22 protein-coding genes are annotated in these 25,372 nt (G+C 65.2%); 8 read left to right on the top strand and 14 right to left on the bottom strand.

Features of this window, described 5'->3' with window-relative positions; translation table 11 throughout:
- Window positions 1-3: 3 nt before the first annotated feature.
- Both sdhD and sdhC read right to left on the bottom strand, forming a co-directional pair.
- Entirely contained in the window at window positions 4-372 is a 369-nt protein-coding gene (sdhD, locus tag SA190iCDA_RS13290; RefSeq protein WP_070887735.1) for a succinate dehydrogenase, hydrophobic membrane anchor protein, read from the bottom strand.
- Entirely contained in the window at window positions 366-740 is a 375-nt protein-coding gene (gene sdhC, locus SA190iCDA_RS13285) for a succinate dehydrogenase, cytochrome b556 subunit (RefSeq protein WP_070887736.1), read from the bottom strand. Before sdhC ends, sdhD begins: the two co-directional genes overlap by 7 nt.
- Before the next feature lie 363 nt (window positions 741-1,103).
- Here sdhC and gltA point away from each other — a divergent pair, with 363 nt between their 5' ends.
- The 7 genes from gltA to SA190iCDA_RS13250 all read left to right on the top strand — a co-directional run bounded on the left by gltA (window position 1,104) and on the right by SA190iCDA_RS13250 (window position 5,933).
- Complete coding sequence (gene gltA / locus SA190iCDA_RS13280; RefSeq protein WP_070887737.1) at window positions 1,104-2,375, top strand: citrate synthase; 1,272 nt, start codon at window positions 1,104-1,106, stop codon at window positions 2,373-2,375.
- Window positions 2,376-2,487: 112 nt separating this feature from the next.
- On the top strand, window positions 2,488-2,880 hold the full coding sequence (gene tusD / locus SA190iCDA_RS13275; RefSeq protein WP_070887738.1) for a sulfurtransferase complex subunit TusD: 393 nt from the start codon (window positions 2,488-2,490) through the stop codon (window positions 2,878-2,880).
- Window position 2,881: 1 nt separating this feature from the next.
- Window positions 2,882-3,235 (top strand): sulfurtransferase complex subunit TusC, encoded by a 354-nt coding sequence (gene tusC / locus SA190iCDA_RS13270; RefSeq protein ID WP_070887739.1) that lies wholly within the window; start codon window positions 2,882-2,884, stop codon window positions 3,233-3,235.
- Window positions 3,235-3,531 (top strand): sulfurtransferase complex subunit TusB, encoded by a 297-nt coding sequence (gene tusB / locus SA190iCDA_RS13265; RefSeq protein WP_070887740.1) that lies wholly within the window; start codon window positions 3,235-3,237, stop codon window positions 3,529-3,531. The genes tusC and tusB overlap by 1 nt, the downstream gene beginning before the upstream one ends.
- A complete protein-coding gene (locus SA190iCDA_RS13260) occupies window positions 3,528-3,863 on the top strand; it encodes a TusE/DsrC/DsvC family sulfur relay protein (protein ID WP_070887741.1) in 336 nt (111 codons plus the stop codon). The genes tusB and SA190iCDA_RS13260 overlap by 4 nt, the downstream gene beginning before the upstream one ends.
- Window positions 3,860-4,855 carry a glycosyl transferase family protein gene (locus SA190iCDA_RS13255; RefSeq protein ID WP_070887742.1) on the top strand — a complete coding sequence of 332 codons (996 nt, stop codon included), beginning with the start codon at window positions 3,860-3,862 and terminating at the stop codon, window positions 4,853-4,855. Before SA190iCDA_RS13260 ends, SA190iCDA_RS13255 begins: the two co-directional genes overlap by 4 nt.
- 76 nt (window positions 4,856-4,931) lie before the next feature.
- Window positions 4,932-5,933 (top strand): glutathione S-transferase family protein, encoded by a 1,002-nt coding sequence (locus SA190iCDA_RS13250; protein WP_070887743.1) that lies wholly within the window; start codon window positions 4,932-4,934, stop codon window positions 5,931-5,933.
- 115 nt (window positions 5,934-6,048) lie between these two features.
- Here SA190iCDA_RS13250 and SA190iCDA_RS13245 read toward each other — a convergent pair whose 3' ends face one another.
- The 11 genes from SA190iCDA_RS13245 to chvE all read right to left on the bottom strand — a co-directional run bounded on the left by SA190iCDA_RS13245 (window position 6,049) and on the right by chvE (window position 23,553).
- A complete protein-coding gene (locus SA190iCDA_RS13245) occupies window positions 6,049-7,512 on the bottom strand; it encodes an efflux transporter outer membrane subunit (RefSeq protein ID WP_070887744.1) in 1,464 nt (487 codons plus the stop codon).
- On the bottom strand, window positions 7,509-10,610 hold the full coding sequence (locus tag SA190iCDA_RS13240; protein ID WP_070887745.1) for an efflux RND transporter permease subunit: 3,102 nt from the start codon (window positions 10,608-10,610) through the stop codon (window positions 7,509-7,511). Before SA190iCDA_RS13240 ends, SA190iCDA_RS13245 begins: the two co-directional genes overlap by 4 nt.
- 100 nt (window positions 10,611-10,710) lie before the next feature.
- Window positions 10,711-13,803 carry an MdtB/MuxB family multidrug efflux RND transporter permease subunit gene (locus SA190iCDA_RS13235; protein WP_070887746.1) on the bottom strand — a complete coding sequence of 1,031 codons (3,093 nt, stop codon included), beginning with the start codon at window positions 13,801-13,803 and terminating at the stop codon, window positions 10,711-10,713.
- The gene (locus SA190iCDA_RS13230; RefSeq protein WP_070887747.1) at window positions 13,800-15,014 is read right to left on the bottom strand and encodes an MdtA/MuxA family multidrug efflux RND transporter periplasmic adaptor subunit; all 1,215 of its coding nucleotides are present in this window, start codon (window positions 15,012-15,014) and stop codon (window positions 13,800-13,802) included. The genes SA190iCDA_RS13235 and SA190iCDA_RS13230 overlap by 4 nt, the downstream gene beginning before the upstream one ends.
- A gap of 196 nt (window positions 15,015-15,210) precedes the next feature.
- Window positions 15,211-16,098: an SMP-30/gluconolactonase/LRE family protein gene (locus tag SA190iCDA_RS13225; protein WP_070887748.1), complete on the bottom strand. Its 888-nt coding sequence runs from the start codon at window positions 16,096-16,098 to the stop codon at window positions 15,211-15,213.
- 2 nt (window positions 16,099-16,100) lie between these two features.
- Window positions 16,101-17,006: a 2-dehydro-3-deoxygalactonokinase gene (locus tag SA190iCDA_RS13220; RefSeq protein ID WP_070887749.1), complete on the bottom strand. Its 906-nt coding sequence runs from the start codon at window positions 17,004-17,006 to the stop codon at window positions 16,101-16,103.
- 17 nt (window positions 17,007-17,023) lie between these two features.
- Complete coding sequence (araD, locus tag SA190iCDA_RS13215) at window positions 17,024-18,769, bottom strand: L-arabinonate dehydratase (protein ID WP_070887750.1); 1,746 nt, start codon at window positions 18,767-18,769, stop codon at window positions 17,024-17,026.
- On the bottom strand, window positions 18,766-19,548 hold the full coding sequence (locus SA190iCDA_RS13210) for an SDR family NAD(P)-dependent oxidoreductase (RefSeq protein ID WP_070887751.1): 783 nt from the start codon (window positions 19,546-19,548) through the stop codon (window positions 18,766-18,768). Before SA190iCDA_RS13210 ends, araD begins: the two co-directional genes overlap by 4 nt.
- A 90-nt stretch (window positions 19,549-19,638) precedes the next feature.
- Window positions 19,639-20,841, bottom strand: coding sequence for a multiple monosaccharide ABC transporter permease (gene mmsB, locus SA190iCDA_RS13205; RefSeq protein ID WP_070887847.1), 1,203 nt, complete (start codon window positions 20,839-20,841; stop codon window positions 19,639-19,641).
- Window positions 20,842-20,855: 14 nt separating this feature from the next.
- Complete coding sequence (gene mmsA, locus SA190iCDA_RS13200) at window positions 20,856-22,382, bottom strand: multiple monosaccharide ABC transporter ATP-binding protein (protein WP_070887752.1); 1,527 nt, start codon at window positions 22,380-22,382, stop codon at window positions 20,856-20,858.
- Window positions 22,383-22,488: 106 nt separating this feature from the next.
- Window positions 22,489-23,553, bottom strand: a complete 1,065-nt coding sequence (chvE, locus tag SA190iCDA_RS13195) for a multiple monosaccharide ABC transporter substrate-binding protein (RefSeq protein WP_070887753.1) — start codon at window positions 23,551-23,553, stop codon at window positions 22,489-22,491.
- Window positions 23,554-23,777: 224 nt separating this feature from the next.
- Here chvE and SA190iCDA_RS13190 point away from each other — a divergent pair, with 224 nt between their 5' ends.
- Window positions 23,778-24,707 carry a LysR family transcriptional regulator gene (locus tag SA190iCDA_RS13190; protein WP_070887754.1) on the top strand — a complete coding sequence of 310 codons (930 nt, stop codon included), beginning with the start codon at window positions 23,778-23,780 and terminating at the stop codon, window positions 24,705-24,707.
- A gap of 57 nt (window positions 24,708-24,764) precedes the next feature.
- On the opposite strand, the gene tpx is transcribed toward SA190iCDA_RS13190, so the two are convergent.
- Window positions 24,765-25,265, bottom strand: coding sequence for a thiol peroxidase (tpx, locus tag SA190iCDA_RS13185; RefSeq protein WP_070887755.1), 501 nt, complete (start codon window positions 25,263-25,265; stop codon window positions 24,765-24,767).
- Window positions 25,266-25,372: the final 107 nt, after the last annotated feature.

The raw sequence follows: 25,372 nt of genomic DNA, 5'->3' as shown, positions 1-25,372 counted from the left end.
GAATCAGAAACCCCAAAGAATCTGCACGCCCCAGACGAAGAACACGAACATGGCGATGCCACACGTGGCCTGGAACAGAAAACGCACAACGGTTGCCCACTTGCCCAACGCGGTCGGCGTCAGGTAGTCGGTGGAAATCGTCCACATGCCGACCCAGGCGTGAACGCCGAGGGCAACGAGGGTCAACAGGCTGAAGATGCGCATTGCATTATTGGAGAACAGACCATGCCACTGCGCGTAGCCCATGCCTGGATTCAGGACGATGTAGCCCAGCAGAAACAGGACATAAGCCGCGAGCACGACCGCAGAAACGCGCTGAGCCATCCAGTCGTAGAGACCCGAACGCGAGAAATTCGTGACGTTAGTTACCATATCCATACCCCCAGCAGCACGATCAGGATCGCCGATACGACGAGAACGATTTTGGAACCCAGCTTGCCGCCTTCCAGCGTCTCACCGACTCCAGCATCCATGATCAGGTGGCGCACACCGGCCACCAGGTGGTACAGCAGAGCGGACAACAGTCCCCAGATCACGAACTTGGCCAGCGGGCTGGTCAAGCATTCTTTCACCTGCGCGAAGCCCTCTTCCGAGGCCAGCGACTTGTCGAGCCCGAACAGCAGCACGGCAATGCCGAGGAAAAGGATCACGCCAGATATACGGTGAAGAATGGACGTGTAAGCAGTGACTGGGAGTTTTATCGTCCGAAGGTCTAAGTTTACAGGTCGTTGGCTATTCACGGCTTTATTATCACACTGAGAGCCCCAGCTATCAGGGCTGAGTTGTCGGGAAGCGCACTGGTCAGGTACCCATCACCCAAGAAGTGACAACCACCAGAAACCGGGCTCAAGGCCCTTGGTAGTCGGGCGCAGAGTATAGACAGTTAGGTCGCTAATGACAACGCGGTTACCTCGACCTAATAGCGATTGCGTCAAGCCTGAAAATGGCGTAATAGGGCGCGCCCTTTTGTCGCAGGCAGGGCACTCAAACCCTTCTAGTACCTGGGTTTTCGCAAATTGACTTTCAGATTCATAACACTATAGTGATGCGGGCCCTGCGTGGGGGGCCGACTGATGATTCCAAGCATAACTAGGAGGCCACACATGGCTGACAAAAAAGCGCAGTTGATCATCGAGGGCGCAGCCCCCGTCGAGCTGCCCGTTTTATCCGGCACCGTTGGCCCAGATGTCATCGACGTGCGGAGCCTGACTGCCACGGGCAACTTCACCTTCGACCCCGGCTTCATGTCGACCGCCTCATGCGAGTCGAAGATCACCTACATTGATGGTGACAAGGGCGTACTGCTGCACCGCGGCTACCCCATCGAGCAACTGGCCGAGAAAGCCGACTACCTGGAGACCTGCTACCTGCTGCTCAACGGCGAACTGCCGAACGAAGAGCAGAAGGCCCAGTTCGTCAGCACCATCAAGAACCACACCATGGTTCACGAACAACTGAAGACCTTCTTCAACGGCTTCCGTCGTGATGCCCATCCGATGGCCATCATGTGTGGCGTGGTCGGCGCCCTCTCCGCCTTCTACCACGACTCACTGGACATCAAGAACCCGCAGCACCGCGACATTTCCGCGATGCGCCTGGTCGCCAAGATGCCGACCATCGCCGCCATGGTGTACAAGTACTCCAAGGGCGAGCCGATGATGTACCCGCGTAATGATCTGAACTACGCGGAAAACTTCCTGCACATGATGTTCAACACCCCGTGCGAGACCAAGCCGATCAGCCCCGTGCTGGCCAAGGCCATGGACCGCATCTTCATCCTGCACGCCGACCACGAGCAGAACGCTTCGACCTCCACCGTGCGCCTGGCCGGCTCTTCGGGTGCCAACCCGTTCGCCTGTATCGCTGCCGGTATCGCCGCGCTCTGGGGCCCGGCCCACGGTGGCGCCAACGAAGCCGTGCTGGCCATGCTGGACGAAATCGGTGACGTGTCGAACATCGACAAGTTCATCGCCAAGGCCAAGGACAAGGACGACCCGTTCAAACTCATGGGCTTCGGTCACCGCGTCTACAAGAACTTCGACCCACGCGCCCAGGTCATGAAGCAGACCTGCGACGAAGTACTGGCCGAGCTGGGCATCAATGACCCGCAGCTGGAACTGGCGATGAAGCTCGACGAGATCGCCCGTAACGATCCGTACTTCAAGGAACGCAACCTGTACCCGAACGTCGACTTCTACTCGGGGATCATCCTCAAGGCGATCGGCATTCCGACCAGCATGTTCACCGTGATCTTCGCTCTGGCGCGCACCGTCGGCTGGATCTCGCACTGGAAGGAAATGCTCTCCGGCCCGTACAAGATCGGCCGTCCGCGCCAGCTGTACACCGGCCCGACCCAGCGCGACATCAAGCGCTAATCCGCTCGCACTGCGTCAGCGCAAGCCCATATCCGCGGATATGGGCTTTTTCGTTTCTGTCCCCACCGCTCAGGCTTTATCATGGCGCCCTGTTTCCACAGCCGGGCCGTTCATGAAATTCGCCATCGCCCTGTTTTCGCCGCCTTCGGCGCCCTCTTCCCGCCGCGCGCTGCGCTTTGCCGAAGCGGCGCTGCAAGGCGGGCACCAGATCGTGCGCCTGTTCTTCTACGCCGACGGCGTGCACAGCGCCTCGGGCACCATCGTCAGCCCCCAGGATGAAACCGATGTGGCGCGCCAGTGGCGCGAATTCGTCGCCAGCAACGGGCTCGACGGTGTGGTGTGCATCGCCGCCGCCCTGCGCCGTGGCGTGCTCGACGAGAGGGAAGCACGCCGCTACGAGCGCGGGGCGGCCAACCTGCCCGCGCCCTGGGTGCTGTCCGGCCTGGGCCAGTTGCACGAAGCGGCGCAAGACGCCGACCGGCTGATCTGCTTTGGAGGCGACTGAGATGAGCCAATCCCTGCTGATCATCAGCCGCCAGGCACCCTGGAACGGCACTGGCGCCCGCGAAGCGCTGGATATCGCCCTGGCCGGCGGCGCCTTCGACCTGCCCATCGGCCTGCTGTTTCTCGATGACGGCGTGCTGCAGCTGGCTGTCGGGCAAGCGCCTCAGGCAGTGCAGCAGAAGGATCTGACCGCCAACCTGCAGGCCCTGCCGATGTTCGGCGTCGAGTCCCTGTATGCCTGCGCCCATAGCCTTGCGCTGCGCGGCTTGAGGGAAACCTCGCTGGACGTCGAGCGCCTGGACAGCGACGGGCTGCGCGCCCTTATCGACCGCTACGATCAGGTGATCACCCTGTGATGAAGACCCTGCATGTACTCTCCAGCTCCCCGTTCAGCGACGACCGACTGAGCAGTTGCCTGCGCCTGCTGGGCAGCGGCGACGGCCTGCTGTTGTGCGGCGACGCCACCTACGCTGCCCAGCCTGGCAATGGCCACGCAGAAGCCCTGGCAGCGCTGCAAGGTGTCTCGCTGTACGCCCTGGCCGAAGATATCCAGGCCCGCGGCCTTGAACCTGCCGCAGCCATCGAGCGGATCGACTACCCGAGGTTCGTCGCCCTCGCCTGCCAATTCAGCAAGGTGAACACCTGGTCATGAGCACCCTGATCGTCAACGACCGCCCCATCGAGCTGGACAAGGATGGCTACCTGCTCGATCTGCAGGCTTGGTCCGTCGAGGTCGCTACGGCCCTGGCCGAGCGCGAAGCCCTTGAGCTGAGCGCCGAACACTGGGAGATCCTCGAGCTGCTGCGCGCTTTCTACGCCGAGTTCCAGCTGTCGCCGGCCAACCGCCCGCTGATCAAGTACGTGGCCCTCAAACTGGGGCCGGACAAGGGCAACAGCCTGCACCTCAACCGCCTGTTCAATGGCACTCCCGCCAAACTCGCCGCCAAGCTGGCGGGCCTGCCCAAGCCCACGAATTGCCTATGAACCTGATCACCCCCGCAGAACATCCTTTCGCCGCCTTCGTGCGCATTCTCGGCAAGGGCAAGCGCGGCGCGCGCAACCTGACCCGCGAGGAAGCCCGCGAGGCCATGGGCATGATCCTCGACGGCAAGGTCGAAGATGCCCAGCTCGGCGCCTTTCTGATGCTGCTGCGCCACAAGGAGGAAAGCGCCGAGGAAATGGCCGGCTTTACCGAAGCGGTTCGCGCGCGCCTGGCGGCGCCAGCGATTGCGGTCGATTTCGACTGGCCGACCTATGCCGGCAAGAAGCGCCACCTGCCCTGGTTCCTGCTCGCCGCCAAGGCCCTGGCAGGCAGCGGCCTGCGCATCTTCATGCACGGCGGCGGCGCGCATACCGCCGGGCGCCTGTACAGCGAGCAGCTGCTCGGCGAGCTGGACATCCCGCTGTGCCGCCGCTGGGAAGAGGTTTCGCGACACCTGGACAGCGGCAACCTCGTCTTTATGCCCCTGGGCGACTGGATGCCCACCCTGCAACGCATGATCGACCTGCGCAATGTGCTGGGCCTGCGCTCGCCGATCCATTCCCTGGCGCGCATTCTCAACCCCCTGGCCGCACGTTGCGGCCTGCAGAGCATCTTCCACCCGGGTTATCAGGCGGTGCACCGCGAGGCCAGCCGGCTGCTTGGCGACCACGCCATCGTGGTCAAGGGTGACGGTGGCGAGATCGAACTCAACCCGGATGCCGTCTGCCATCTGTACGGCACCGAACACGGCGAGAACTGGGACGAGGACTGGCCGATGCTTTCCGAGCGCCGCCACGTCAAACCCGAGCACCTGGACCCGGCTCACCTGCAGGCCGTGTGGCGTGGTGATGGCGAAGATGCCTATGGCCAATACGCGATCATCGCCACCATGGCGCTGGCCTTGCGTGGGCTCGGCATGTCGCGTGATGCGGCGTTCGCCGAGGCGGAAACACGCTGGCAGGCGCGCCATCTATCGAGTCAGCCGATTCGTTGAACCCGGTTTTTACGTCTTCTGTCGATAGCTGACTGGGTAGACTCCAGGCAATCAAATGATAGGGGGAGTAACGGACATGGGCTTGCTGATCGAGGGCCAATGGCACGACCAATGGTATGACACCGGCGCCGGCGGCCGCTTCAAGCGGGAGAACGCCCAGCGGCGCAACTGGATCACCGCCGACGGCTCGGCCGGCCCATCGGGCGAAGGTGGTTTTGCCGCCGAAGCCGGGCGCTATCACCTCTACGTGTCGCTGGCCTGCCCCTGGGCGCACCGCACGCTGATTCTGCGCACGCTCAAGGGCCTCGAACCGCTGATCGACGTGTCGGTAGTCAGTTGGCTGATGCGCGAGAACGGCTGGACCTTCGACGTCGAACACGGCTCCAGCGGCGACGCCCTGGATGACTTTGCCTTCCTGCACCAGCGCTATACCAGGGACGACCCGGAGTACACCGGCCGGGTCACCGTGCCGCTGCTGTGGGACAAGAGGCAACAGCGCATCGTCAGCAACGAGTCGGCGGAGATCATCCGCATGTTCAACTCGGCGTTCAATGGGCTGACCGGCAACCACCTGGATTTCTACCCCGAGGCCTTGCGCGGGCAGATCGACGCGCTCAATGCGCGCATCTACCCGGCGGTGAACAACGGCGTCTATCGCGCCGGCTTCGCCACCACCCAGGCGGCCTACGAGGAAGCCTTCGATGAACTGTTCGATGAGCTGACGGTACTGGAGACCCGCCTGGGCCATTCACGCTACCTGGCCGGCGAATACCTGACCGAGGCCGACTGGCGGCTATTCACCACCATCGTGCGCTTCGATGCGGTGTACCACGGCCACTTCAAGTGCAACCTGCGGCGCATCGCCGACTACCCGAACCTCAGCAACTGGCTGCGCGAGCTGTACCAGTGGCCCGGCGTGGCGGCGACCGTGGACCTGTGGCATATCCAGCACCACTACTACGCCAGCCACCAGACCATCAATCCGACCGGCATCGTGCCCAAGGGGCCGGCGCTGGAATTCGATGCGTCCCACGACCGTGAGCGCCTGCCGGGCAAGGGTGTATACCGTCAGGCTTGACCAGTACCTGTAGCCCGGGTCGAGCGAAGCGACACCCGGGTTCTTCCTCACGACTCAGCGATGATTCCCGGGTTACGCCTGCGGCTAATCCGGGCTACGGTTCTACGAATCGTGGTTAATCCTCGCCTTCTTCGAGCTGCTGCACATCCCAGCCACCGCCCAGGGCGGCGATCAGTTGCACGCTGGCGGTCAGGCGGCTGCCCAGCAGCGTCAGGGCGCTCCGCTCATTGCTCAGGGCAGTGGCCTGCACGTTGACCACGCTGTTGTAGTCCACGGTGCCGGCGCGGTACTGGTTCTCGATCAGGCGCAGCGATTCCCGCGCCGCGTCCAGCGCCTGGGCCTGCACCTCGGCTTCGCGGCCCAGCACGCGCTGCTGCACCAGGTAATCCTCGACTTCGCGGAAGCTGTCCAGCACCGCCTGGCGGTACTGCGCCACGGTCTGGTCATAGGCCGCCTCGACTCGCTCGCTTTCGGCGCTGCGCCGGCCGCCGTCGAACAGGGTCAACGCCAGTTGCGGGCCCACCGACCAGAAGCGATTGGGCAGGTTGATCCAGTCGGCGAAGCTGCTGCCGCGGTAGCCACCCGCGGCGGAAAGGGTCAGGTCAGGAAACCAGGCGGCCTTGGCCACACCGATCTCGGCGTTGGCAGCGATCACCCGGCGCTCGGCCGCCGCCACGTCGGGGCGCCGCTCCAGCAGCGCAGATGGCACGCTGGCCGGCACCTCCGGCAAACCTGGCAAGGTGTCGCGGCGGGCGATGCTGACCTCGCTGGGCGGTACGCCGATCAGCACGGCGATGGCATGTTCGAGCTGGGCACGCTGCCATTGCAGGTCGATGGCCTGGGCTTCGGTGCTGCGCAGCTGGGTCAGCGCCTGGGCGACGTCGGAACGCGGCACGATACCGGCGCGGTACTGGTTCTCGGTCAGGCGCAACGAACGCTGATAGGCCGCCACGGTGGCGTCGAGCAGGCGCTGCTGTTCGTCCAGTACGCGCAATTGCAGGTAGCTCTGCACCAGCTCGGATTGCAGGCTCAGGCGTACGGCAGACAGGTCGGCGGCGCTGGCTTCGAAGGCCGCGCGGTTGGACTCCAGGCCGCGGCGCAGCTTGCCCCATAGATCCAGCTCCCAGCTGGCATTGAGGCTCAGGTCGTAGTTCTTGCTGATACTCGACGAGTTTCCACCGCCAATGGCGATGCCATCGGCGGTACGCAGGGTGCTGTCACCACCGCCCTGCCCGGCCCGGGTCATCCCGGCGCTGGTCGACAGGGTCGGGAAGAACGCCGCGCGGCCGCTGCGCAGCAAAGCGCGGGCCTGGCGGTACTGGGCCTCGGAGGCGGCCAGGTTCTGGTTGGAGACGTTGAGGCGACCGACCAGGGCATTGAGCTCGCCGTCGCCGTACAGCCCCCACCAGGCGCCCCGTGCCAGGGCGTCGGCCGGCACGGCGGCCTTCCAGCCGTCAGCCTGCTTGAAGGACGCCGGTGTGCTGATCTCCGGACGCTGGTAATCGGGCCCGATGGCGCAACCGGCCAGGGCAACGCTGAGCGCCAGCAGACAGAGGGTTCGACGGGAAGCAAAAGTCATAGAGGCGTTTCCAGAGCGGCATCGGTGCGCACGCCACGCCAGCGGTTGACCCGGTGGCGCAGGCGATCGAGATAGAGATAGACCACAGGCGTGGTGTAAAGCGTGAGAATTTGGCTGAGAATCAGGCCACCGACGATGGTGATGCCCAGCGGCTGGCGCATTTCCGAGCCCTCGGCGCTGCCGAGCATCAGCGGCAAGGCGCCGAGCAGCGCCGCCAGGGTGGTCATCATGATCGGCCGGAAGCGCAGCAGGCAGGCACGGCGGATCGACTCGGCCGGGCTCAGGTGCTCGTGGCGTTCGAGCTGCAGGGCCAGGTCGATCATCAGAATGGCATTCTTCTTCACCACGCCGATCAGCAGGAACAGCCCCAGCAGCGAGATCAGGCTGAACTCGGTGTTGAGCAGCTGCAGCGCCAGGAGCGCACCGACGCCCGCCGAGGGCAACGTGGAGAGGATGGTCAGCGGGTGCACGTAGCTCTCGTAAAGCACGCCGAGCACGATGTACACCACCACCAGCGACATCAGGATCATCCACGGCTGGTTGTCCTGGGTCTTCTGGAACGCCGCGCCGGTGCCGCCCAGGGTGCCCTGCACCTCGGTGGGCAGCGCGATGCGTGCCACGGCGCGGTCGATGGCGCGGGTCGCCTGGTCGAGGCTGACGCCTTCGGCCAGGGAAAAGCCGATGTTTTCCACGGCAAACTGGCCCTGGTGGCTGATGCGATCATCTTCCAGGCTGTTTTCCCAGTGGGCGATGGCCGACAGCGGCACCCGCGCGCCGTCCGCGGTAATCAGCTGGATCTGCCTCAGGGCCTCGGGACTCTGGGCGTAGCGCGGGTTGATTTCCATCACCACGCTGTACTGGTTGAGGCTGTCGTAGATGGTGGAGATCTGCCGCTGGCTGAAGGCATTGTTGAGCACACCGGTCACCAGGCTCATGTCCACGCCCAGGCGCTTGGCCTCGTCGCGGTCGACCACCAGGCGAATCTGCGGCGCGCCGCCGTCCTCGGTGGCGTCGATGTCGGTCAGCTCGGGCAATGCGCGCAGCGCCTCGCGCACCTTGGGCAGCCATTCGCGCAGGGCGTCCAGGTCACCGGACATCAGCATGTATTCGTTTTCCGAGCTGCGCCCCTGGCGGCCGCCCACCTGCAGGTCCTGGTCGGGCATCAGGAACATCCGACCACCGGGAATCTTCGGCACCTCCTTGCGCAGGCGGTCGATCACCTGCTGGGCCGACAGATCACGTTCGGCAATCGGCTTGAGGCGCACGATGATGATGGCGTTGTTGATGCCGCTGTTGCCGCCGATAAAGCCCGCCACGCTCTCAACCGCCGGGTCGGCGAGAATCGCGCGGCGGTAGGCTTCCATCTTCGGCTGCATGACCTGGAACGACAGGCCGTTGTCGCCGCGAATGAAGCCCATCAGTTGGCCGGTGTCCTGCTGGGGCATGAAGGTCTTGGGCACGCTGACGAACAGAAACACGTTGAGGGCGATGGTGGCGAACAGGCTGATCAGCATCAGCAGCGAGTGGCGCAGCGCCCAGTCCAGGCTGCGTTCGTAGCCGCGCACGATGCGCGCACCGATACGCTCCAGCCGCCCCGGCTCACGGGCTTCTTCCCTGGGCTCGGGTTTGAGCCAGCGGGCGCAGAGCATCGGCGTGAGCGTCAGCGATACCAGCAGGGAAATGACGATGGCCACCGCCAGGGTGATGGAGAACTCGCGGAACAGGCGCTCCACCAGCCCGCCCATGAACAGGATGGACAGGAACACCGCCACCAGCGAGACGTTCATCGACAGCAGCGTGAAACCCACTTCGCGGGCGCCCTTGAAGGCAGCGGCCATGGGCGTCTCGCCCGCCTCGATATGCCGGGAAATGTTCTCCAGCACGACGATGGCGTCGTCCACCACCAGCCCGGTGGCGATGATCAGCGCCATCAGTGACAGGTTGTTCAGCGAAAAGCCCAACAGGTACATGGCGGCGAACGAGCCGACCAGCGACACCGGCACCGCCAGGGCAGGAATCAGCGCCGCGCGCCAGCGACGCAGAAAGGCAAACACCACCAGAATTACCAGCACCACGGCGATCAGCAGGGTGTGTTCGGCCTCCTTGAGGGTGGCGCGGATCACCGGCGAGCGGTCCATGGCCACTTCCAGGTCGGCACTGGCCGGAATCACGCTGCGCAGCTCCGGCAGCAAGGCGCGGATCCCGGCCACGGTTTCGATGATATTCGCCCCGCTCTGCCGGTTCACCACCACCAGCACGGCCTGCTTGTCGTTGTAGAAACCACTGTTGTAGCGGTCCTGCACGCCGTCGCTGACCTGGGCGACATCGCCCAGGCGGATCGCCGCGCCGTCCTGGTAGCGAATGATCATCGGCACGTAGTCGGCGGCGCGCTCGAGCTGGTCGCTGGCCTGCACCTGCCAGTGGCGCTCGGCGTCCTCCACAGCCCCCTTGGGGCGCTTGGCGTTGGCGGCGGCGATGGTCGCACGCACATCGTCCAGGGCCACGCCGTACTGGTCGAGCAGGCGCGGCTCCAGGGCCACGCGCACGGCCGGCAGCGAACTGCCGCCGATCTGCACCTCACCGACGCCGGTGACCTGGGACAGCTTCTGGCCGACGATGGTCGAGGCCACGTCGTACAGCTGGCCCTTGTCGAGCACGCTGGAAGTCAGCGACAGCACCATGATCGGTGCCTGGGACGGGTTGATCTTGCGGTACGTCGGCATGCTGCGCATGCCGCTGGGCAGCAGCTCCCGGGAGGCGTTGATGGCCGCCTGCACCTCGCGGGCCGCGGCGTTGATGTCACGGTCCAGATCGAACTCGATCATGATCCGCGTGTTGCCCTGGCTGCTGTTGCTGTTCATCTGGCTGACGCCGGCGATGGCGCCCAGGGAACGCTCCAGCGGCGTGGCCACGGTGGCCGCCATCACCTGGGGGCTGGCCCCGGGCAGGTTGGCCTGTACGGTGATCACCGGGAAGTCCATGTTCGGCAGCGGCGCCACCGGCAGCAGGCCGAAGCTGACGCCGCCGAGCAGCATGATCGCCAGGCTCAACAACAGCGTGGCCACCGGGCGGCGGATGAAGGGTGCCGAAAGATTCATAGAGGCAGCCACAAGCCACAAGCTTCAAGTTGCAAGCGAGAAGCAAAGGCCCCGCTGCGGCACGTCTTCAACTTGCGGCTTGCCGCTTGGAACTTGCCGCTCATACCGCTACCCCCGCCGCGCTGCGGCCGCTGAAGCGCCGCGCCAGGCGGTCGAAGTACAGGTAGATCACCGGGGTGGTAAACAGCGTGAGGATCTGGCTGAGCAGCAGGCCGCCAACCATCACCAGGCCCAGGGGCTGGCGCAGCTCGGCGCCGGAGCCCGAGGCGAGCATCAGCGGGATGGCGCCGAACAGTGCCGCCAGGGTGGTCATCAGGATCGGCCGGAAGCGCAGCAGCGCCGCCTGGTAGATGGCGTCATGGGGCGTCATGCCCTGGTGGCGCTCGGCGTCGAGGGCGAAGTCGATCATCATGATGGCGTTCTTCTTGACGATGCCGATCAGCAGGATGATGCCGATGATCGCGATCAGCCCCAGGTCGTTGCCGGTCAGCAGCAGCGCCAGCAAGGCACCCACACCCGCCGACGGCAAGGTCGAGAGGATGGTGACCGGGTGGATGTAGCTCTCGTAGAGCACGCCGAGCACGATGTACATGGTCACGATGGCGGCGAGGATCAGCAGCAGGGTCGACGACAGCGAGGCGCGGAAGGCCTCGGCGGCGCCCTGGAAATTGATCTGCACACTGACCGGCATCTCGATCTCCTGCTGCACCCGTTCGATCACTGCCACCGCATCGCCCAGGGCGACGCCGGGGCTGAGGTTGAACGACAGCGTGGCCGCCGGGAACTGGCCGATATGGTTGATCAACAGGCTCGCTGCGCGCTCCTCGACCCGGGCCAGGGACGACAGGGGCACCTGGTCACCGTCGGCGGTAGCCACATGGATCTGGCGCAGCGCGGCCGGGCCGATGCTGCCGCCATTGGCGCTTTCCAGCACCACGCGGTACTGGCTGGCCTGGGTGTAGATGGTGGAGATCTGCCGCTGGCCGAAGGCGTCGTACAGCGCATCGTCGATATTGGCGACGCTCACCCCCAGGCGCCCGGCCATGTCGCGGTCGATGTTCAGGTACACCTGCAGGCCGCGGCTCTGCAGATCGCTGGTCACGTCGCTGAGCTCGGGCTGCTGGCGCAGCGCCTCGACCAGCTTGGCCGACCAGGTTTCCAGCAGGGCCGGATCCGGCGACTCCAGGCTGAACTGGAACTGGGTACGGCTGACCCGGTCCTCGATGGAAAGGTCCTGCACCGGCTGCATGAACAGCTCGATACCGGCGAGCTTGCTCAGCTCCGGGCGCAGCCGCTCGATCACTTCGCTGGCACTGACGTCACGCTCGGCATGGGGCTTGAGGTTGATCAGCATGCGCCCGCTATTGAGCGTCGGGTTGTCGCCGTCGACGCCTATGTAGGACGACAGGCTGGCCACCGCCGGGTCCTTGAGGATCACATCGGCCAGGCGCTGCTGGCGCTCGCTCATGGCGCTGAAGGAAATCGATTGCGGCGCCTCGGAAATGCCCTGGATCACCCCGGTGTCCTGCACCGGGAAGAAGCCCTTGGGCACCGCCAGGTACAGCACCACGGTCAGCGCCATGGTACCGATGGCCACCAGCAGGGTCAGCGGCTGATGGCGCAGCACCCAGCGCAGGCCCACCGCATAGCGCTCGATCATGCCGTCGATGACGGCCCCGGCACCACGGTAGAAGCGCCCCTGCTCCGCCTCCGGCTCGTGCCTGAGCAGGCGCGCGCACATCATCGGCGTGAGGGTCAGGGAGATCACCAGGGAAATCAGGATGGCCACCGCCAGGGTGATGGCGAACTCGCGGAACAGCCGTCCCACCACATCGGCCATGAACAGCAGCGGGATCAGCACGGCGATCAGCGACAGGGTCAGCGACACCAGGGTGAAGCCGATCTGCCGGGCGCCCTTGAGCGCGGCGTTGAGCGGCGTCTCGCCGTCCTCAAGATGGCGGGCGATGTTCTCCAGCATGACGATGGCATCGTCCACCACGAAACCGGTGGCAATGGTCAGCGCCATCAGCGTCAGGTTGTTGACCGTGAAGCCGGCCAGGTACATGACGCCAAAGGTGCCGATCAGCGACAGCGGCACCACTACCGACGGAATCAGGGTTGCCGACACCTTGCGCAGGAACAGGAAGGTGACCATCACCACCAGGGCGATGGCCAGCATCAGCTCGTGCTGCACGTCACGCACCGCAGCGCGGATGGTCTGGGTGCGGTCGGTGAGCACCGTCACCTCGACGCTGGCCGGCAGGCCCTGGGTCAGGTTGGGCAGCAGGGTCTGGATGCGGTCCACCACGTCGATGACGTTGGCGCCCGGTTGGCGCTGCACGTTGACCAGTACTGCGCTGTTCTGGTTGGCCCAGGCGGCCAGGCGCTGGTTCTCGGCGCCGTCGACGATTTGCGCCACGTCGCCCAGGCGCAGCGCCGCGCCATTGGCGTAGGTGAGGATCAGCTCGCGGTATTCGTCGGCCGAACGCAACTGGTCGTTGGCGTCGAGCTGGGCCACCCGCGTCGGGCCGTCGAAGTTGCCCTTGGGCTGGTTGACGTTGCTGGCGTTGACCAGCGTGCGCACGTCGGAGAGGTTCAGGCCGTAGGCCGCCAGGGCCTCGGGGTTGACGCGGATGCGCACCGCCGGGCGCTGGCCGCCGGCAAGCGACACCAGGCCGACCCCGGTGGTTTGCGCCAGCTTCTGGGCCAGGCGGGTGTCGACCAGGTCATTGACCTGGGGCAACGGCAATTCCCTGGAGGTCACCGCCAGGGTCAGCACCGGCGTGTCCGCCGGGTTGACCTTGCTGTACACCGGCGGCGCCGGCAAGTCGTTGGGCAACAGGTTGGTGGCGCCATTGATGGCGGCCTGCACTTCCTGCTCGGCGACATCCAGCTGCACCTCGAGGTTGAAGCGCAGGGTGATCACCGAGGCACCACCGGAGCTGGTCGACGACAGCTGCTGGAGGCCGGCCATCTGCCCGAACTGGCGCTCCAGCGGCGCGGTCACCGCGCTGGTCATCACGTCGGGGCTGGCGCCCGGATAGAGGGTCATCACCCGGATGGTCGGGTAATCCACCTCGGGCAGCGCCGACACCGGCAACAGCCGGTAGGCGATCACGCCACTGAGGAAGATCGCCAGCATGATCAGCGTGGTGGCGACCGGTCGCAGGATGAACAGGCGCGAGACGTTCATGAAGCGCTACGCACCCGCGGGGCGGCTTCCCCGGTGGCGGGCGGCTCGCTGGTGCCCTGGCCGATCACTTCCACCTTGTTGCCTTCGCGCAGGCGGTCGGTGCCCTCGACCACGACGCGCTCGTCAGCCGCGACGCCCTCCTCGATCACCGTGAACTCGCCATCACTGGGACCGACCTTGATCTGGCGTACCTGAACCTTGTCCTCGCCATCGATCACGTAGGCGAAAGTGCCGCTGGCGCCGAACTGCACGGCGGCCACCGGCACCACCAGGGCGTCATTGCGTACCGAGACCTGCAGCCGGGTATTGACGAACTGGTTGGGGAACAGCATCTCGTCGGCGTTCTCGAAGCGCGCCTTGAGCTTGACCGTGCCGGTGGCGGTGTCGATCTGGTTGTCCAGGCTCTCCAGCACGCCTTCGGCCAATTGCTGCTTCTCGCTGCGATCCCAGGCCTGCACCACCAGCTTGCGGTCGCTGCGAACCTGCTTCAGCACGGCGGGCAGCTCGCCTTCGGGCAAGGTGAACACCACCGAGATCGGCAGCGTCTGGGTGATGACCACGATGGGATCGGTATCGCCGGATGCGACCAGGTTGCCCCGGTCGACCTGGCGAATGCCCAGGCGGCCATCGATGGGCGCGCGCACCCTGGTGAAGTCCAGGTTCAGCTTGGCTTCGGCCACGGCGGCCTGGTTGTTCTGCAGCGTGCCGCGGTACTGGTTGACCAGCGCTTCCTGGGTATCCAGGGTCTGGCGGGCGATGGAGTCTTCCTTGAACAGGCCGCGATACAGCGCCAGATCCTTTTCTGCGGCGCGCAGCTGGGCCTGGTTTTCGGCCAGGGTACCCTGGGCCTGCTGCAGGGCGATCTGGTAGGGCCGCGGGTCGATCTGCACCAGCACGTCACCGGCCTTGACCGGCTGGCCATCCTTGAACAGCACCTCGGTCAACTGGCCATCGACGCGGGCGCGAACATTGGCGGTGTTGTAGGCGGTGACCGTGCCCAGGGCCTTGAGCACGATGGGAAAGTCGCGGGATTCGACCTGGGCGATGCGCACCGGCACGTTGTCGAAACCCCAGCCCTGCATGTCCTGCGGGGCGCTTTTGGCCGGCCAGAACCACCAGATCAGAAGGATGATCAACGCCAGCAAGAGCAGACCGATGAACCACTGACGTTTCGAGGATGGGGTGCTGGACGTTGTGTTTACTTCGGACATGAGCCAATCGCTTCCTGTGAGGAGCGTGAACGATAAGCACTCCTCGGCATGAAGCAAAGCCTCTTTACCGGCTATTTACCTCCACAGATGTTTTAAAGCGACAAATGCACCGGATGAAGACCCCTAGCGGCTCTGTTTCGGGCTCCCTAGGCGCAGCGGATGTATTGCCTGGTGTTACCCCAACGGCGGTAGGCGCCTAGAGCACTACCCGATGTTCGGCCTGGCCCTGGGCCGGCACTTCCACCGCGAACAGCTTGCCGGCATGGGCTTCGGCGGCGAGCTGATCGTCCTCCAGGCCGTCGCGCGCCGAGGTGGCGAACAGCGTCGACAGATCGGGCCCACCGAATGCCGGGCAGGATATCTGCGAGGCGGGAAACGCCACGGCCTGCAGGAACTGGCCATTGCTGTCGTAACAGGCGACCCGCGAGGCGCCCCACTGCGCGCTCCACAGCCGGCCCTGGGCGTCGACCACGGCACCATCGGGATTCAGGTTGGCCACGCGGCCGTCGATAAAGGGTTGCGCCTCACCGCTCGGCCAGCCGTGCAATTCGTCCAGCGGCTGGCGCCAGATCTGCTGACGGGCCGTGTCGGCGAAATAGGCGAAGCGCCGGTCCGGAGAAAAACAGATGGCGTTGGTGATGGTGATATCGGCGAACAGCCGGCGCAGTTCGCCCCGGTAATAACGGTAGATGGCGCCCGCCTGGGGCAGGGCCTCGAGGCCCATGGTGCCGATCCAGAAACCGCCCCAGGGGTCAGCGCGGCCATCATTGGAACGGGTCAGCGGGTTGTTCGCCTCCAGCGGGCAAACCTGCTCACGGGCGCCACTGCGCAAATCGAAGATCGACAAGGCGGTTTCGCTGGCCATCAGCAGGCGATCGCTGTCGATCCAGCCGGCGGCCGAGGCACGCTCGCCGAGCGCCCATTCCAGCGGCTGGCCATTCTGCTGGCTGAGCAGGCGCTTGCCGAGGATATCGAACCAGAACAGCTGCTCGCGCTGCGGGTGCCAGAACACGCCCTCGCCCAGGGTGCAGGCCCGCGAGTCGGCGATACGCGCAGCGGTGCTGCCGTGGGGGGTCGCAGTCATGTCTAGGTGCCTCCTCGAATGTGCCGGTGGGCGGCCGCCAGGCCGGCCAGGGTGACCCGCTCGGCGTCCAGGGTCCGGGCCGAGAGGTTCAGAGTCGCCAGTGCATGGCGATAGCGCTCGGCCGCTTCGCCATCACCGATTACACAGACCGGCAGGCCCTGCCAGCGTTCAGGCAATCCCCTCAGCTCCTGGCCGATCAGCAACCCCGACAGGCGCGCCCAGGCCGCGGCCGGGGCCAGACCTTCGAGCAGGCCTTCGGCACGCAGGCCGAACAAGGCGCCCAGCAACGGGCGCTCGGTGGCGGCGCGCAGGCCCAATTCGAAGGCCGACCAATCCAGGGGCTGATCACCGCGCATGCCATGACGCAGCACCGACTGCCCGCTAAGCAGCGCGAACAGCTCGCCGGTCATGAAGGTCTGGAAGCCCAACACCTGGCCCTCGCCCACCTCGGCCCATTTGCTGTGGGTACCGGGCAGGCAGACCAGGCCGTGATAGTCCGGCTGCACCGCCAGCAGACCGGCGATCTGGGTTTCCTCACCGCGCAGCACATCGGCCGGCGCGCGCTGGCAGAGCCCGGGGATGATTGACACGCGCATCCGCGTATCGCTCACTTGCGGCCTGATCACCCGCGCCATGGCCTGGGGGGCGCAGGGCACCTCGGCATAGGGCGCTTCACACCAGCCCTGGCGCGCACCGACCATGCCGCAGGCCACCACCTCGGTGACCTTATCGCCAGACAGCCAGCCGTCGATCAGCTCGAGCAAAGCCGCCTCGAACTGATCCGGCGCCAAGCTGCCCATACCACGCGCCGAGGCGCCACGCTGCAGCACCTCGCCGCCCGCCGATATTGCCCAGGCGCGCAATTGCGTGGTGCCCCAGTCGACGGCGATCCAGCTGACCTCGCTCATGTGCTGTCCTCTTCCGCTCAATGGCTGTCCTTGGGAATACCGGCGCCGCGGCAGCCCTTGAGGAAGTCGAAGTCCGCCCCACTGTCGGCGCCCTCGACGTGGTCGTGGAACAGCTTGATATAGCCACTGGTCGGCGCCTCGACGGTGGGCTGCCATTCGGCCAGACGCTGGCGCAGCTCCTCATCGGGAATATCCAGGTGGATACGCCGCGCCTCCACGTCGAGTTCGATCATGTCGCCATCGCGCACCACCGCCAGCGGGCCGCCGGCCGCCGCTTCCGGCGTGGTGTGCAGCACTACGGTGCCGTAGGCGGTGCCGGACATGCGCGCATCGGAGATGCGCACCATGTCGGTGATGCCCTTGCGCAGCACCTTGGGCGGCAGGCCCATGTTGCCGACCTCGGCCATGCCCGGATAACCGCGCGGGCCACAGTTCTTCAGCACCATCACGCAGTGTTCGTCGATATCCAGACTTTCGTCGTTGATCTTCGCCTTGTAGTCGTCGATGTCCTCGAACACCACGGCGCGGCCACGGTGCTGCATCAGGTGCTTTGATGCGGCCGACGGCTTGAGTACCGCCCCGCGGGGCGCCAGGTTGCCGCGCAGCACGGCGATACCGCCCTTGGCGGTGAGCGCCTTGTCGACGGGGCGGATCACGTCCTCGTTCCAGTTGCGAACGCCCTTGACCTCCTCCCAGATGGTTTCCCCGGAGACGGTCAGCGCGCCCTTGTGCAGCTTGCCGCCCTCGCCGAGCATGCGGATCACCACCGGCAGGCCACCGGCGTAGAAGAACTCTTCCATCAGGTATTTGCCCGAGGGCATCAGGTTGACGATGGTCGGGATGTCCTGGCCGAGGCGGTCCCAGTCATCCAGGGTCAGGTCGACGCCGACACGGCCGGCGATGGCCAAGAGGTGGATCACCGCGTTGGTCGAGCCGCCGATGCTGCCGTTGACGCGGATGGCGTTCTCGAAGGCCTGGCGGGTCATGATGTCGGACGGTTTCAGGTCGTCCTTGACCATCTGCACGATGCGCCGCCCGGTCAGGTGCGCCATGACCCGGCGGCGGCTGTCCACCGCCGGAATCGCCGCATTGCCGGACAGTGCCATGCCCAGCGCCTCGGCCATGCTGGCCATGGTGCTGGCGGTGCCCATGGTGTTGCACGAGCCGGGCGAGCGCGACATCGACTGCTCGGCCTCGAGAAAGTCCTCGCGGCTCATCTTGCCGGCCTTGATGTCTTCGGACATCTGCCACAGCGCGGTACCCGAGCCGACCCGCTCGCCGCGGAACCAGCCATTGAGCATCGGCCCGCCGGACACCACGATGGCCGGAATGTCGACACTGGCCGCGCCCATCAACAGCGCCGGGGTGGTCTTGTCGCAACCGGCCAGCAGCACCACGCCGTCCAGCGGGTTGGCGCGCAGCGCCTCCTCGACGTCCATCGCCGCCAGGTTGCGGTACATCATCGCGGTCGGGCGCAGCGAACTTTCCCCAGCCGAGAACACCGGAAACTCCAGCGGCAGGCCCCCGGCCTCGTAAATGCCGTGCTTGACCCGCTCGGCCAGATCCCGCAGGTGGGCGTTGCACGGGGTGAGCTGCGACCAGGTGTTGCAGATGCCGATCACCGGGCGGCCGTCGAACAGGTCGGCCGGCAGGCCCTGGTTCTTCATCCAGCTGCGGTGGTAGATATGATCCCGCGAGTTGCCGCCGAACCATTCGGTGGAGCGCAGCTTGCGCGGCCAGACTGCCGGCTTGAAGGTACTCATACCCAACCTCCATCAACGATGAAATTCTGCGCGGTGCACATGGCCGCCGCATCGGATGCCAGGAACAGCGCCATGTCGGCGATATGCTCGGGCAGCAACTGGCCGGGCATGCACTGGTTCTGGCGAATCTGCTCCTTGGCCGTTTCGTCGACCCACATGGCAAGCTGCTTGTCGGTCATTACCCAGCCGGGCACCAGGGTGTTGACGCGAATCCGCTCCTTGCCCAGCTCCCGCGCCAGGCCTCGGGTCAGGCCGTGGGTGGCGGCCTTGCTCGCCGCATACACCGGGTAGCCGGCCGAGGCCATCATCCAGCCCACCGAGCCGAAGTTGATGATCGCGCCGCCGCCGGCCTGGCGCATCATCGGCACCACCGCCTGGGTGGCGAAGGTGGCGTGGCGCAGGTTGACGGCAATCAGCTCGTCGAAACGCTCGACGCTGATCGAATCCAGGGCGTGGCGCACGTCGTTGGCGGCGTTGTTGAGCAGCGCGGTGATCGGCCCGAACCGTTCGGCGACCTTGTGAATGGCCGCCTGGTAGGCCTTCACGTCGGTGATGTCGCAGCGCAGGAAAAGCACCTGGTGCCCCGCCTCGCTCAGCTCGCTGGCCAGGGCCTTGCCGTGCTTGTCGTCGATATCGACGAAGGCGGTACGTGCGCCCTGCTTGGCAAACGCCGTGACCAGCGCGCGGCCGATGCCGGTGGCGCCACCGGAAATCAGCACGGTGCGCCCGGCCAGGTCGGCGTACACCGCCTTGCCTGAGGGTTGATTGTGGCTGTTCATGGCCTGTTACCTCGTGTTCATCCCGCGGCGCCCGGCTGTGCCTGGCGCGCGCGGTACTGCGGAAAGATGGTGGCGGCGACTGGGCATGCCTTAACGGGACTTGCTCTTGTTCACCACGTCAAAGATCACCGCGGCCAGCAGCACCAGCCCCTTGATCACCTGCTGCCATTCGATGCCGATGCCGAGGATCGACATGCCGTTGTTCATCACCCCCATGATCAGGGCGCCGATCACCGCGCCGATGATCTTGCCGACGCCGCCGGACATCGACGCACCGCCGATGAACACCGCAGCGATCACGTCCAGCTCGAAGGACACGCCGGCCTTGGGCGTGGCGGTGTTCAGACGTGCGGCGAAGATCAGCCCGGCCAGGGCGGCGAGCATGCCCATGTTGACGAAGGCGAAGAAGGTCAGGCGCTCGGTGTTGATGCCCGACAGCTTGGCCGCCTTGACGTTGCCGCCGATGGCGTAGATACGTCGGCCCAGGGTGGTGCGGTTGGTCAGGAAGGTATAGGCGCTGATCAGCATGGCCATGATGATCAGCACGTTGGGCAGGCCGCGGTAAGTGGCCAGCAGGTAGGCGATGTAGACGATGGCGCCGGCGATCAGCAGGTTCTTGGCAACGAAGAACGGCGCCGGCTCATCGACGATGCCATAGCGCTTGGCGCGGCGACGGCCGCGCACCGCCAGGTAGATGATCAGCCCGGCAGCGAACACACCGAGCACGATGGCGGTCACGTTGGGCCGCTTGACGCCGAAGATGTCCGGGATGAAGCCGTTGCTCATCAGCTGGAAGCTGCTGGAGAACGGGCCGATCGACTGGCCATCGAGCACTGCCAGGGTCAGGCCACGAAACACCAGCATGCCGGCCAGGGTGACGATGAACGAGGGGATCTGCCAGTAAGCGATCCAGTAGCCCTGGGCCGCGCCGATCAGGCAGCCCATCAGCAGGCACACGGGTACCACCAGCGAGGTGGACCAGCCCCACTGCACCATCATCACCGCCGCGGCGGCGCCGACGAAACCGACCACCGAGCCCACCGACAGGTCGATGTGCCCGGAGACGATCACCAGCAGCATGCCCAAGGCCATGATGATGATGTAGCTGTTCTGCAGCAGCAGGTTGGTGAGGTTCACCGGGCGCATCAGCGTGCCATCGGTGAGCACCTCGAACAGCGCCATGATGACCACCAGAGTCAGCAGCATGCCGTAGTCGCGGATATGGCTCTTCATGTGCCCCAGCAGAGAGGGTCGCGCCTGCTGGGTTTGGGCGGTTTGGTTGTTGGTTTCCATTGCGTTGTCCTCGCTCACGCCTTGACGATCATCGACATGATCTTTTCCTGGCTCGCCTCTTCACGTGCCAGTTCGCCCAGGAAGGCGCCTTCGTTCATTACGTAGATGCGGTCGCACATGCCCAAAAGCTCAGGCATCTCCGACGAGATGATGATCACGCCCTTGCCGTCGGCGGCGAGCTGGTTGATCAGGCTGTAGATCTCGAACTTGGCCCCGACGTCGATGCCGCGGGTGGGCTCGTCGAGAATCAGCACCTCGGGTTTGGCGAACAGCCATTTGCTGAGCACCACCTTCTGCTGGTTGCCGCCGGACAGGTTGAGCACCTTCTGGAACACCCCGGGCGTGCGGATATGCAGCGCCTCGCGGTACTGCTCGGCAACGCGGCGTTCCTCGTGCTCGTCGATCACCCCATGGCTGGACACCCCCGGCAGGTTGGCCAGGGTGGTGTTGCACAGGATGCTTTCGTCGAGCACCAGGCCCAGGGCCTTGCGGTCCTCGGTGACGTAGGCGATGCCGTTGTCGACGGCGCGGCGCACGGTAGACACGTCGATTTGCTGGCCGCGCAGGTGCACGGAGCCGGAAATGTTGCGCCCGTAGCTCCTGCCGAACACGCTCATGGCCAGCTCGGTGCGCCCTGCCCCCATCAGCCCGGCGATACCGACCACCTCGCCAGCGGCCACGCGCAGGTTAACGTTGCGGATCATTTGCCGGGAAGCCGACTCGGGGTGCCAGACGTTCCAGTCGCGAATTTCCAGCAGGGTTTCGCCGATCTGTGGCGTACGCTCGGGGTAACGGTTTTCCATGTCGCGGCCGACCATGCCGCGGATGATGGTTTCCTCGCTGACTTCTTCGGTGTGGCAATCCATGCTGCTCACCGAGGCGCCGTCGCGCAGCACGGTGATGCTGTCGGCAACGCGGCTGACTTCATTGAGCTTGTGGGAAATCAGGATCGAGGAAATGCCCTGGGCGCGGAACTCCAGTAGCAGGTCGAGCAGCTTCTGGCTGTCGTTCTCCTGCAGCGCTGCGGTGGGCTCGTCGAGAATCAGCAGCTTGACGTCCTTGGCCAGCGCCTTGGCGATCTCCACCAATTGCTGCTTGCCGACGCCGAGCTTCTCGACCGGCGTGGTGGCCACCTCGTCGAGGCCGACCTTGTTGAGCAGCCCTTCGGTGCGCTGATACACCTCGGGCCAGTCGATCACCCCGTTGCTGGCGATCTCGTTGCCGAGAAACAGGTTCTCGGCGATGGACAAGAGCGGCACCAGCGCCAGCTCCTGGTGGATGATGATGATGCCTTCGCGCTCGCTGTCGCGAATGCCGCTGCAAGCCAGCGGCTTGCCTTCGTAGACGATCTCGCCGTCGTAGCTGCCGTGGGGGTAGACGCCGCTGAGCACCTTCATCAGGGTCGATTTGCCGGCGCCGTTCTCGCCGCACAGGGCATGGATCTCGCCGCGGCGCACCTTGAGGTTGACGTTGTTGAGCGCCTTCACGCCCGGGAACGTCTTGGTGATGCCGCGCATTTCCAGAATGATGTCTTGCTGCATGGCTTTATCCATCCGCAAGGCACGCGCCAACCGCAGCGGGCGCGCCATGCTCAGGTAAACGAGGAGGTGGATGGCCGGCAGCGCCTGGCTGCCGGCGGGGGCGTGCTTACTGGACCTGGTTCTTGGTGTAGTAGCCGCTGTCGATCAGCACCTTTTCCCAGTTGCTCTTGTCGACCGTGACCGGCTGCAGCAGGTACGCCGGCACCACCTTCTTGCCGTTGTCATAGGTCTTGGTGTCGTTGATCTGCGGCTCGCTGCCTTCGAGCAGCGCCTTGACCATGCCGACGGTCACTTCGGCGAGCTGGCGGGTGTCCTTGAAGATCGACGAATACTGCTCGCCGGCGAGGATCGATTTAACCGACGGCACTTCCGAATCCTGGCCGGTGACGATCGGCATCGGCATGTCGCCGGAGCCGTAACCGACGCCTTTGAGGGACGACAGCACGCCAATGGAGATGCCGTCATAGGGCGACAGCACGCCGTCGAGGCGTTCCTTGGTGTAGTTGGCGGACAGCAGGTTGTCCATGCGCGCCTGGGCGGTAGCGCCGTCCCAGCGCAGGGTGCCGACCTTGCCCATGCCGGTCTGCCCGGAGAGGATCTTGATCTCGCCCTTGTCGATCAGCGGCTGCAGCACCGACATGGCGCCGTTGTAGAAGAAGTAGGCGTTGTTGTCGTCCGGCGAGCCACCGAACAGCTCGACGTTGTACGGACCCTTGCCGCGCGCCTGCATGCCCTTGACCAGGGATTCGGCCTGCAGCACGCCGACCTTGGTGTTGTCGAATGTGGCGTAGTAGTCGACGTATTCGCTGTCGCGGATCAGACGGTCGTAGGCGATCACCTTGATGTCCGCGGCATTGGCGTTTTCCAGGGCGTTGGTCAGGGTGGTGCCGTCAATGGCGGCGATGACCAGGACGTTGACGCCCTTGACCATCATGTTCTCGATCTGCGAGACCTGGGTGGGAATGTCGTCTTCGGCGTACTGCAGGTCGGCCTTGTAGCCGGCTTTCTCCAGCTGCTTGACCATGTTGTTGCCGTCGTCGATCCAGCGGGCGGACGACTTGGTCGGCATGGCGATACCCACGAAGCCTTTCTCGGCAGCACCGACGGAAGCGGCGCTTACCAGGGTGGCGCCCATGGCCATGGCGGCCACGAGTTTACGGACTGTGTTCATTCAGCTTCTCCTGGCGACGCCTGGCGCGCTCAGGAACGCGCGACATCGCGATTATTGTTGTTCGGGCAACGAAGAGCTCAAAGCAGCCCTGACGATAGAAGCACACCCCCATATCAAGCAAATTCATATTTCGCGCAACGGCATACCAATATTGGCATACCATGATCGACAGGCCGCTGTTCAAGGCGCACACTCGGCGCATAACGACAACAATGAGCACCGTCATGGACATCGGCATTGCCCGTCACTTGAAGATTCCCCAGCTACGGCTGATCGCCGCCATCGCCGAGCATGGGCAGCTCGGCCTGGCTGCCGACGAGCTGACCGTCACCCAGCCCGCCGCCTCGCGCATGCTGGCCGATATCGAACACACCCTGGGCGCCCGGCTGTTCGAACGCCATGCCAAGGGCATGCTGCCGACGCTGATCGGCCGGGCGCTGGCCCGCCGCGCGCACAACATGCTGGTGGAGCTGCGCGACCTGGCCCAGGACGTCGAGGAGCTCAAGCGCGGCGAAGGCGGCATGACCACGGTCGGCGCCGTCACGGGGGCAGCGGTGGGTTTCGTGATTCCGGCGATTCGCCAGCTCAAGGCGATTTCGCCGCGCGCCGATGTGCACGTCAACGTGGCCGCCAGTGATGAACTGGTGCATGACCTGGCGAGCGGCAAGAACGATTTCGTACTGGCCCGCCTGCCCCGCGGCGTCAACCCGGCGGATTTCGAGATCTACCCGGCGCGCACCGAAACCCTCAAGCTGATCGTGCGCCAGGATCATCCCCTGGCCAACGTCGACCAGGTGACGCTGCGCGATCTGTCGAACTACGAGTGGGTGATGCAGAGCCATCGGGCGCCGATCCGCGAGGCGATGGAAACGGCGTTTCTGAGTGCCGGCGCACCATTGCCGACCAATATCACCAACACCACCTCGCTGCTGGCGATGATCGCCATCCTGGTGTCGTCATCGGCCATCGCGCCCTTGGCCAGCGAGGTCCCGGACCTGCTGCTCGGCGATCAGGTCGGCGCCCGGCTCAAGGTGCTGCCGCTGAACATGACCATCGAGATGTCGCCCTACTACCTCTTGCTGGTCAAAGGCCGCGAACTGTCGCCGGTGGCCAACCGCCTGCGCCGGCTGGTCACCGCGGCCTTGAACAAATGACCCGCTGAAACGAAAACGGCCTGCGCAAGGCAGGCCGTTTCGGGTAGCGCGGGTGGCTTACCTCAGCGCAGCCAGGGCAGCGTCGTAGTCTGGCTCGTCAGCGATTTCGCCGACCAGCTCGCTGTGCAGCACCTTGTCGTGCTCATCCAGCACCACCACGGCGCGGGCGGCCACGCCAGCCAGCGGGCCGGAGCTCAGGGCCACACCGTAGTCCTTGAGGAAGGCGGCGCCGCGCATGGTCGACAGATTAATGACATTCTCCAGGCCTTCGGCGCCGCAGAAGCGCGCCTGGGCGAACGGCAGGTCAGCGGAGATGCACAGCACGGCGGTATTGGCCAGCTGGCTGGCTTCGGCGTTGAACTTGCGCACCGAGGTGGCGCAGGTCGGGGTATCGACGCTTGGGAAAATGTTCAGCACTTTGCGCTTGCCCGCCAGGCTGCTCAGGCTCACGTCGGCCAGGCCAGCACCGACCAGGGTGAACGCCGGCGCTTGCTGACCGACTTGCGGCAGTTGGCCATCGACGTCAACCGGGTTACCGCGCAGGGTTACTTGTGCCATGAAACAATCCTTCTCTTGATGGGTGAAAACACGCAGGAACGGTCATCCTACGCCAGTCGACGCGGCCCGCAAACGCTTATCTCGGCGCTGCCGGCCGCCTCCGGTCA

This window comes from Pseudomonas argentinensis, from assembly GCF_001839655.2.
GTDB lineage: Bacteria > Pseudomonadota > Gammaproteobacteria > Pseudomonadales > Pseudomonadaceae > Aquipseudomonas > Aquipseudomonas argentinensis_B.
The sequence above is the reverse complement of the archived record's forward strand: the minus strand, read 5'-3'. Positions and strand labels throughout refer to the sequence as shown.

Bases quoted from the DNA above. Each gene is read 5' to 3' on its own strand.
- SA190iCDA_RS13210 (WP_070887751.1), bottom strand. From the start codon at position 19,548: ATGAACAGCCACAATCAACCCTCAGGCAAGGCGGTGTACGCCGACCTG.
- SA190iCDA_RS13250 (WP_070887743.1), top strand. From the start codon at position 4,932: ATGGGCTTGCTGATCGAGGGCCAATGGCACGACCAATGGTATGACACC.
- SA190iCDA_RS13220 (WP_070887749.1), bottom strand. From the start codon at position 17,006: ATGAGCGAGGTCAGCTGGATCGCCGTCGACTGGGGCACCACGCAATTG.
- SA190iCDA_RS13240 (WP_070887745.1), bottom strand. From the start codon at position 10,610: ATGAATCTTTCGGCACCCTTCATCCGCCGCCCGGTGGCCACGCTGTTG.
- tusB (WP_070887740.1), top strand. From the start codon at position 3,235: ATGAAGACCCTGCATGTACTCTCCAGCTCCCCGTTCAGCGACGACCGA.
- SA190iCDA_RS13260 (WP_070887741.1), top strand. From the start codon at position 3,528: ATGAGCACCCTGATCGTCAACGACCGCCCCATCGAGCTGGACAAGGAT.
- SA190iCDA_RS13225 (WP_070887748.1), bottom strand. From the start codon at position 16,098: ATGACTGCGACCCCCCACGGCAGCACCGCTGCGCGTATCGCCGACTCG.
- tpx (WP_070887755.1), bottom strand. From the start codon at position 25,265: ATGGCACAAGTAACCCTGCGCGGTAACCCGGTTGACGTCGATGGCCAA.
- mmsA (WP_070887752.1), bottom strand. From the start codon at position 22,382: ATGCAGCAAGACATCATTCTGGAAATGCGCGGCATCACCAAGACGTTC.
- tusC (WP_070887739.1), top strand. From the start codon at position 2,882: ATGAGCCAATCCCTGCTGATCATCAGCCGCCAGGCACCCTGGAACGGC.
- SA190iCDA_RS13255 (WP_070887742.1), top strand. From the start codon at position 3,860: ATGAACCTGATCACCCCCGCAGAACATCCTTTCGCCGCCTTCGTGCGC.
- chvE (WP_070887753.1), bottom strand. From the start codon at position 23,553: ATGAACACAGTCCGTAAACTCGTGGCCGCCATGGCCATGGGCGCCACC.
- araD (WP_070887750.1), bottom strand. From the start codon at position 18,769: ATGAGTACCTTCAAGCCGGCAGTCTGGCCGCGCAAGCTGCGCTCCACC.
- mmsB (WP_070887847.1), bottom strand. From the start codon at position 20,841: ATGGAAACCAACAACCAAACCGCCCAAACCCAGCAGGCGCGACCCTCT.
- SA190iCDA_RS13245 (WP_070887744.1), bottom strand. From the start codon at position 7,512: ATGACTTTTGCTTCCCGTCGAACCCTCTGTCTGCTGGCGCTCAGCGTT.
- SA190iCDA_RS13235 (WP_070887746.1), bottom strand. From the start codon at position 13,803: ATGAACGTCTCGCGCCTGTTCATCCTGCGACCGGTCGCCACCACGCTG.
- SA190iCDA_RS13230 (WP_070887747.1), bottom strand. From the start codon at position 15,014: ATGTCCGAAGTAAACACAACGTCCAGCACCCCATCCTCGAAACGTCAG.
- tusD (WP_070887738.1), top strand. From the start codon at position 2,488: ATGAAATTCGCCATCGCCCTGTTTTCGCCGCCTTCGGCGCCCTCTTCC.
- sdhD (WP_070887735.1), bottom strand. From the start codon at position 372: ATGGTAACTAACGTCACGAATTTCTCGCGTTCGGGTCTCTACGACTGG.
- SA190iCDA_RS13190 (WP_070887754.1), top strand. From the start codon at position 23,778: ATGGACATCGGCATTGCCCGTCACTTGAAGATTCCCCAGCTACGGCTG.
- gltA (WP_070887737.1), top strand. From the start codon at position 1,104: ATGGCTGACAAAAAAGCGCAGTTGATCATCGAGGGCGCAGCCCCCGTC.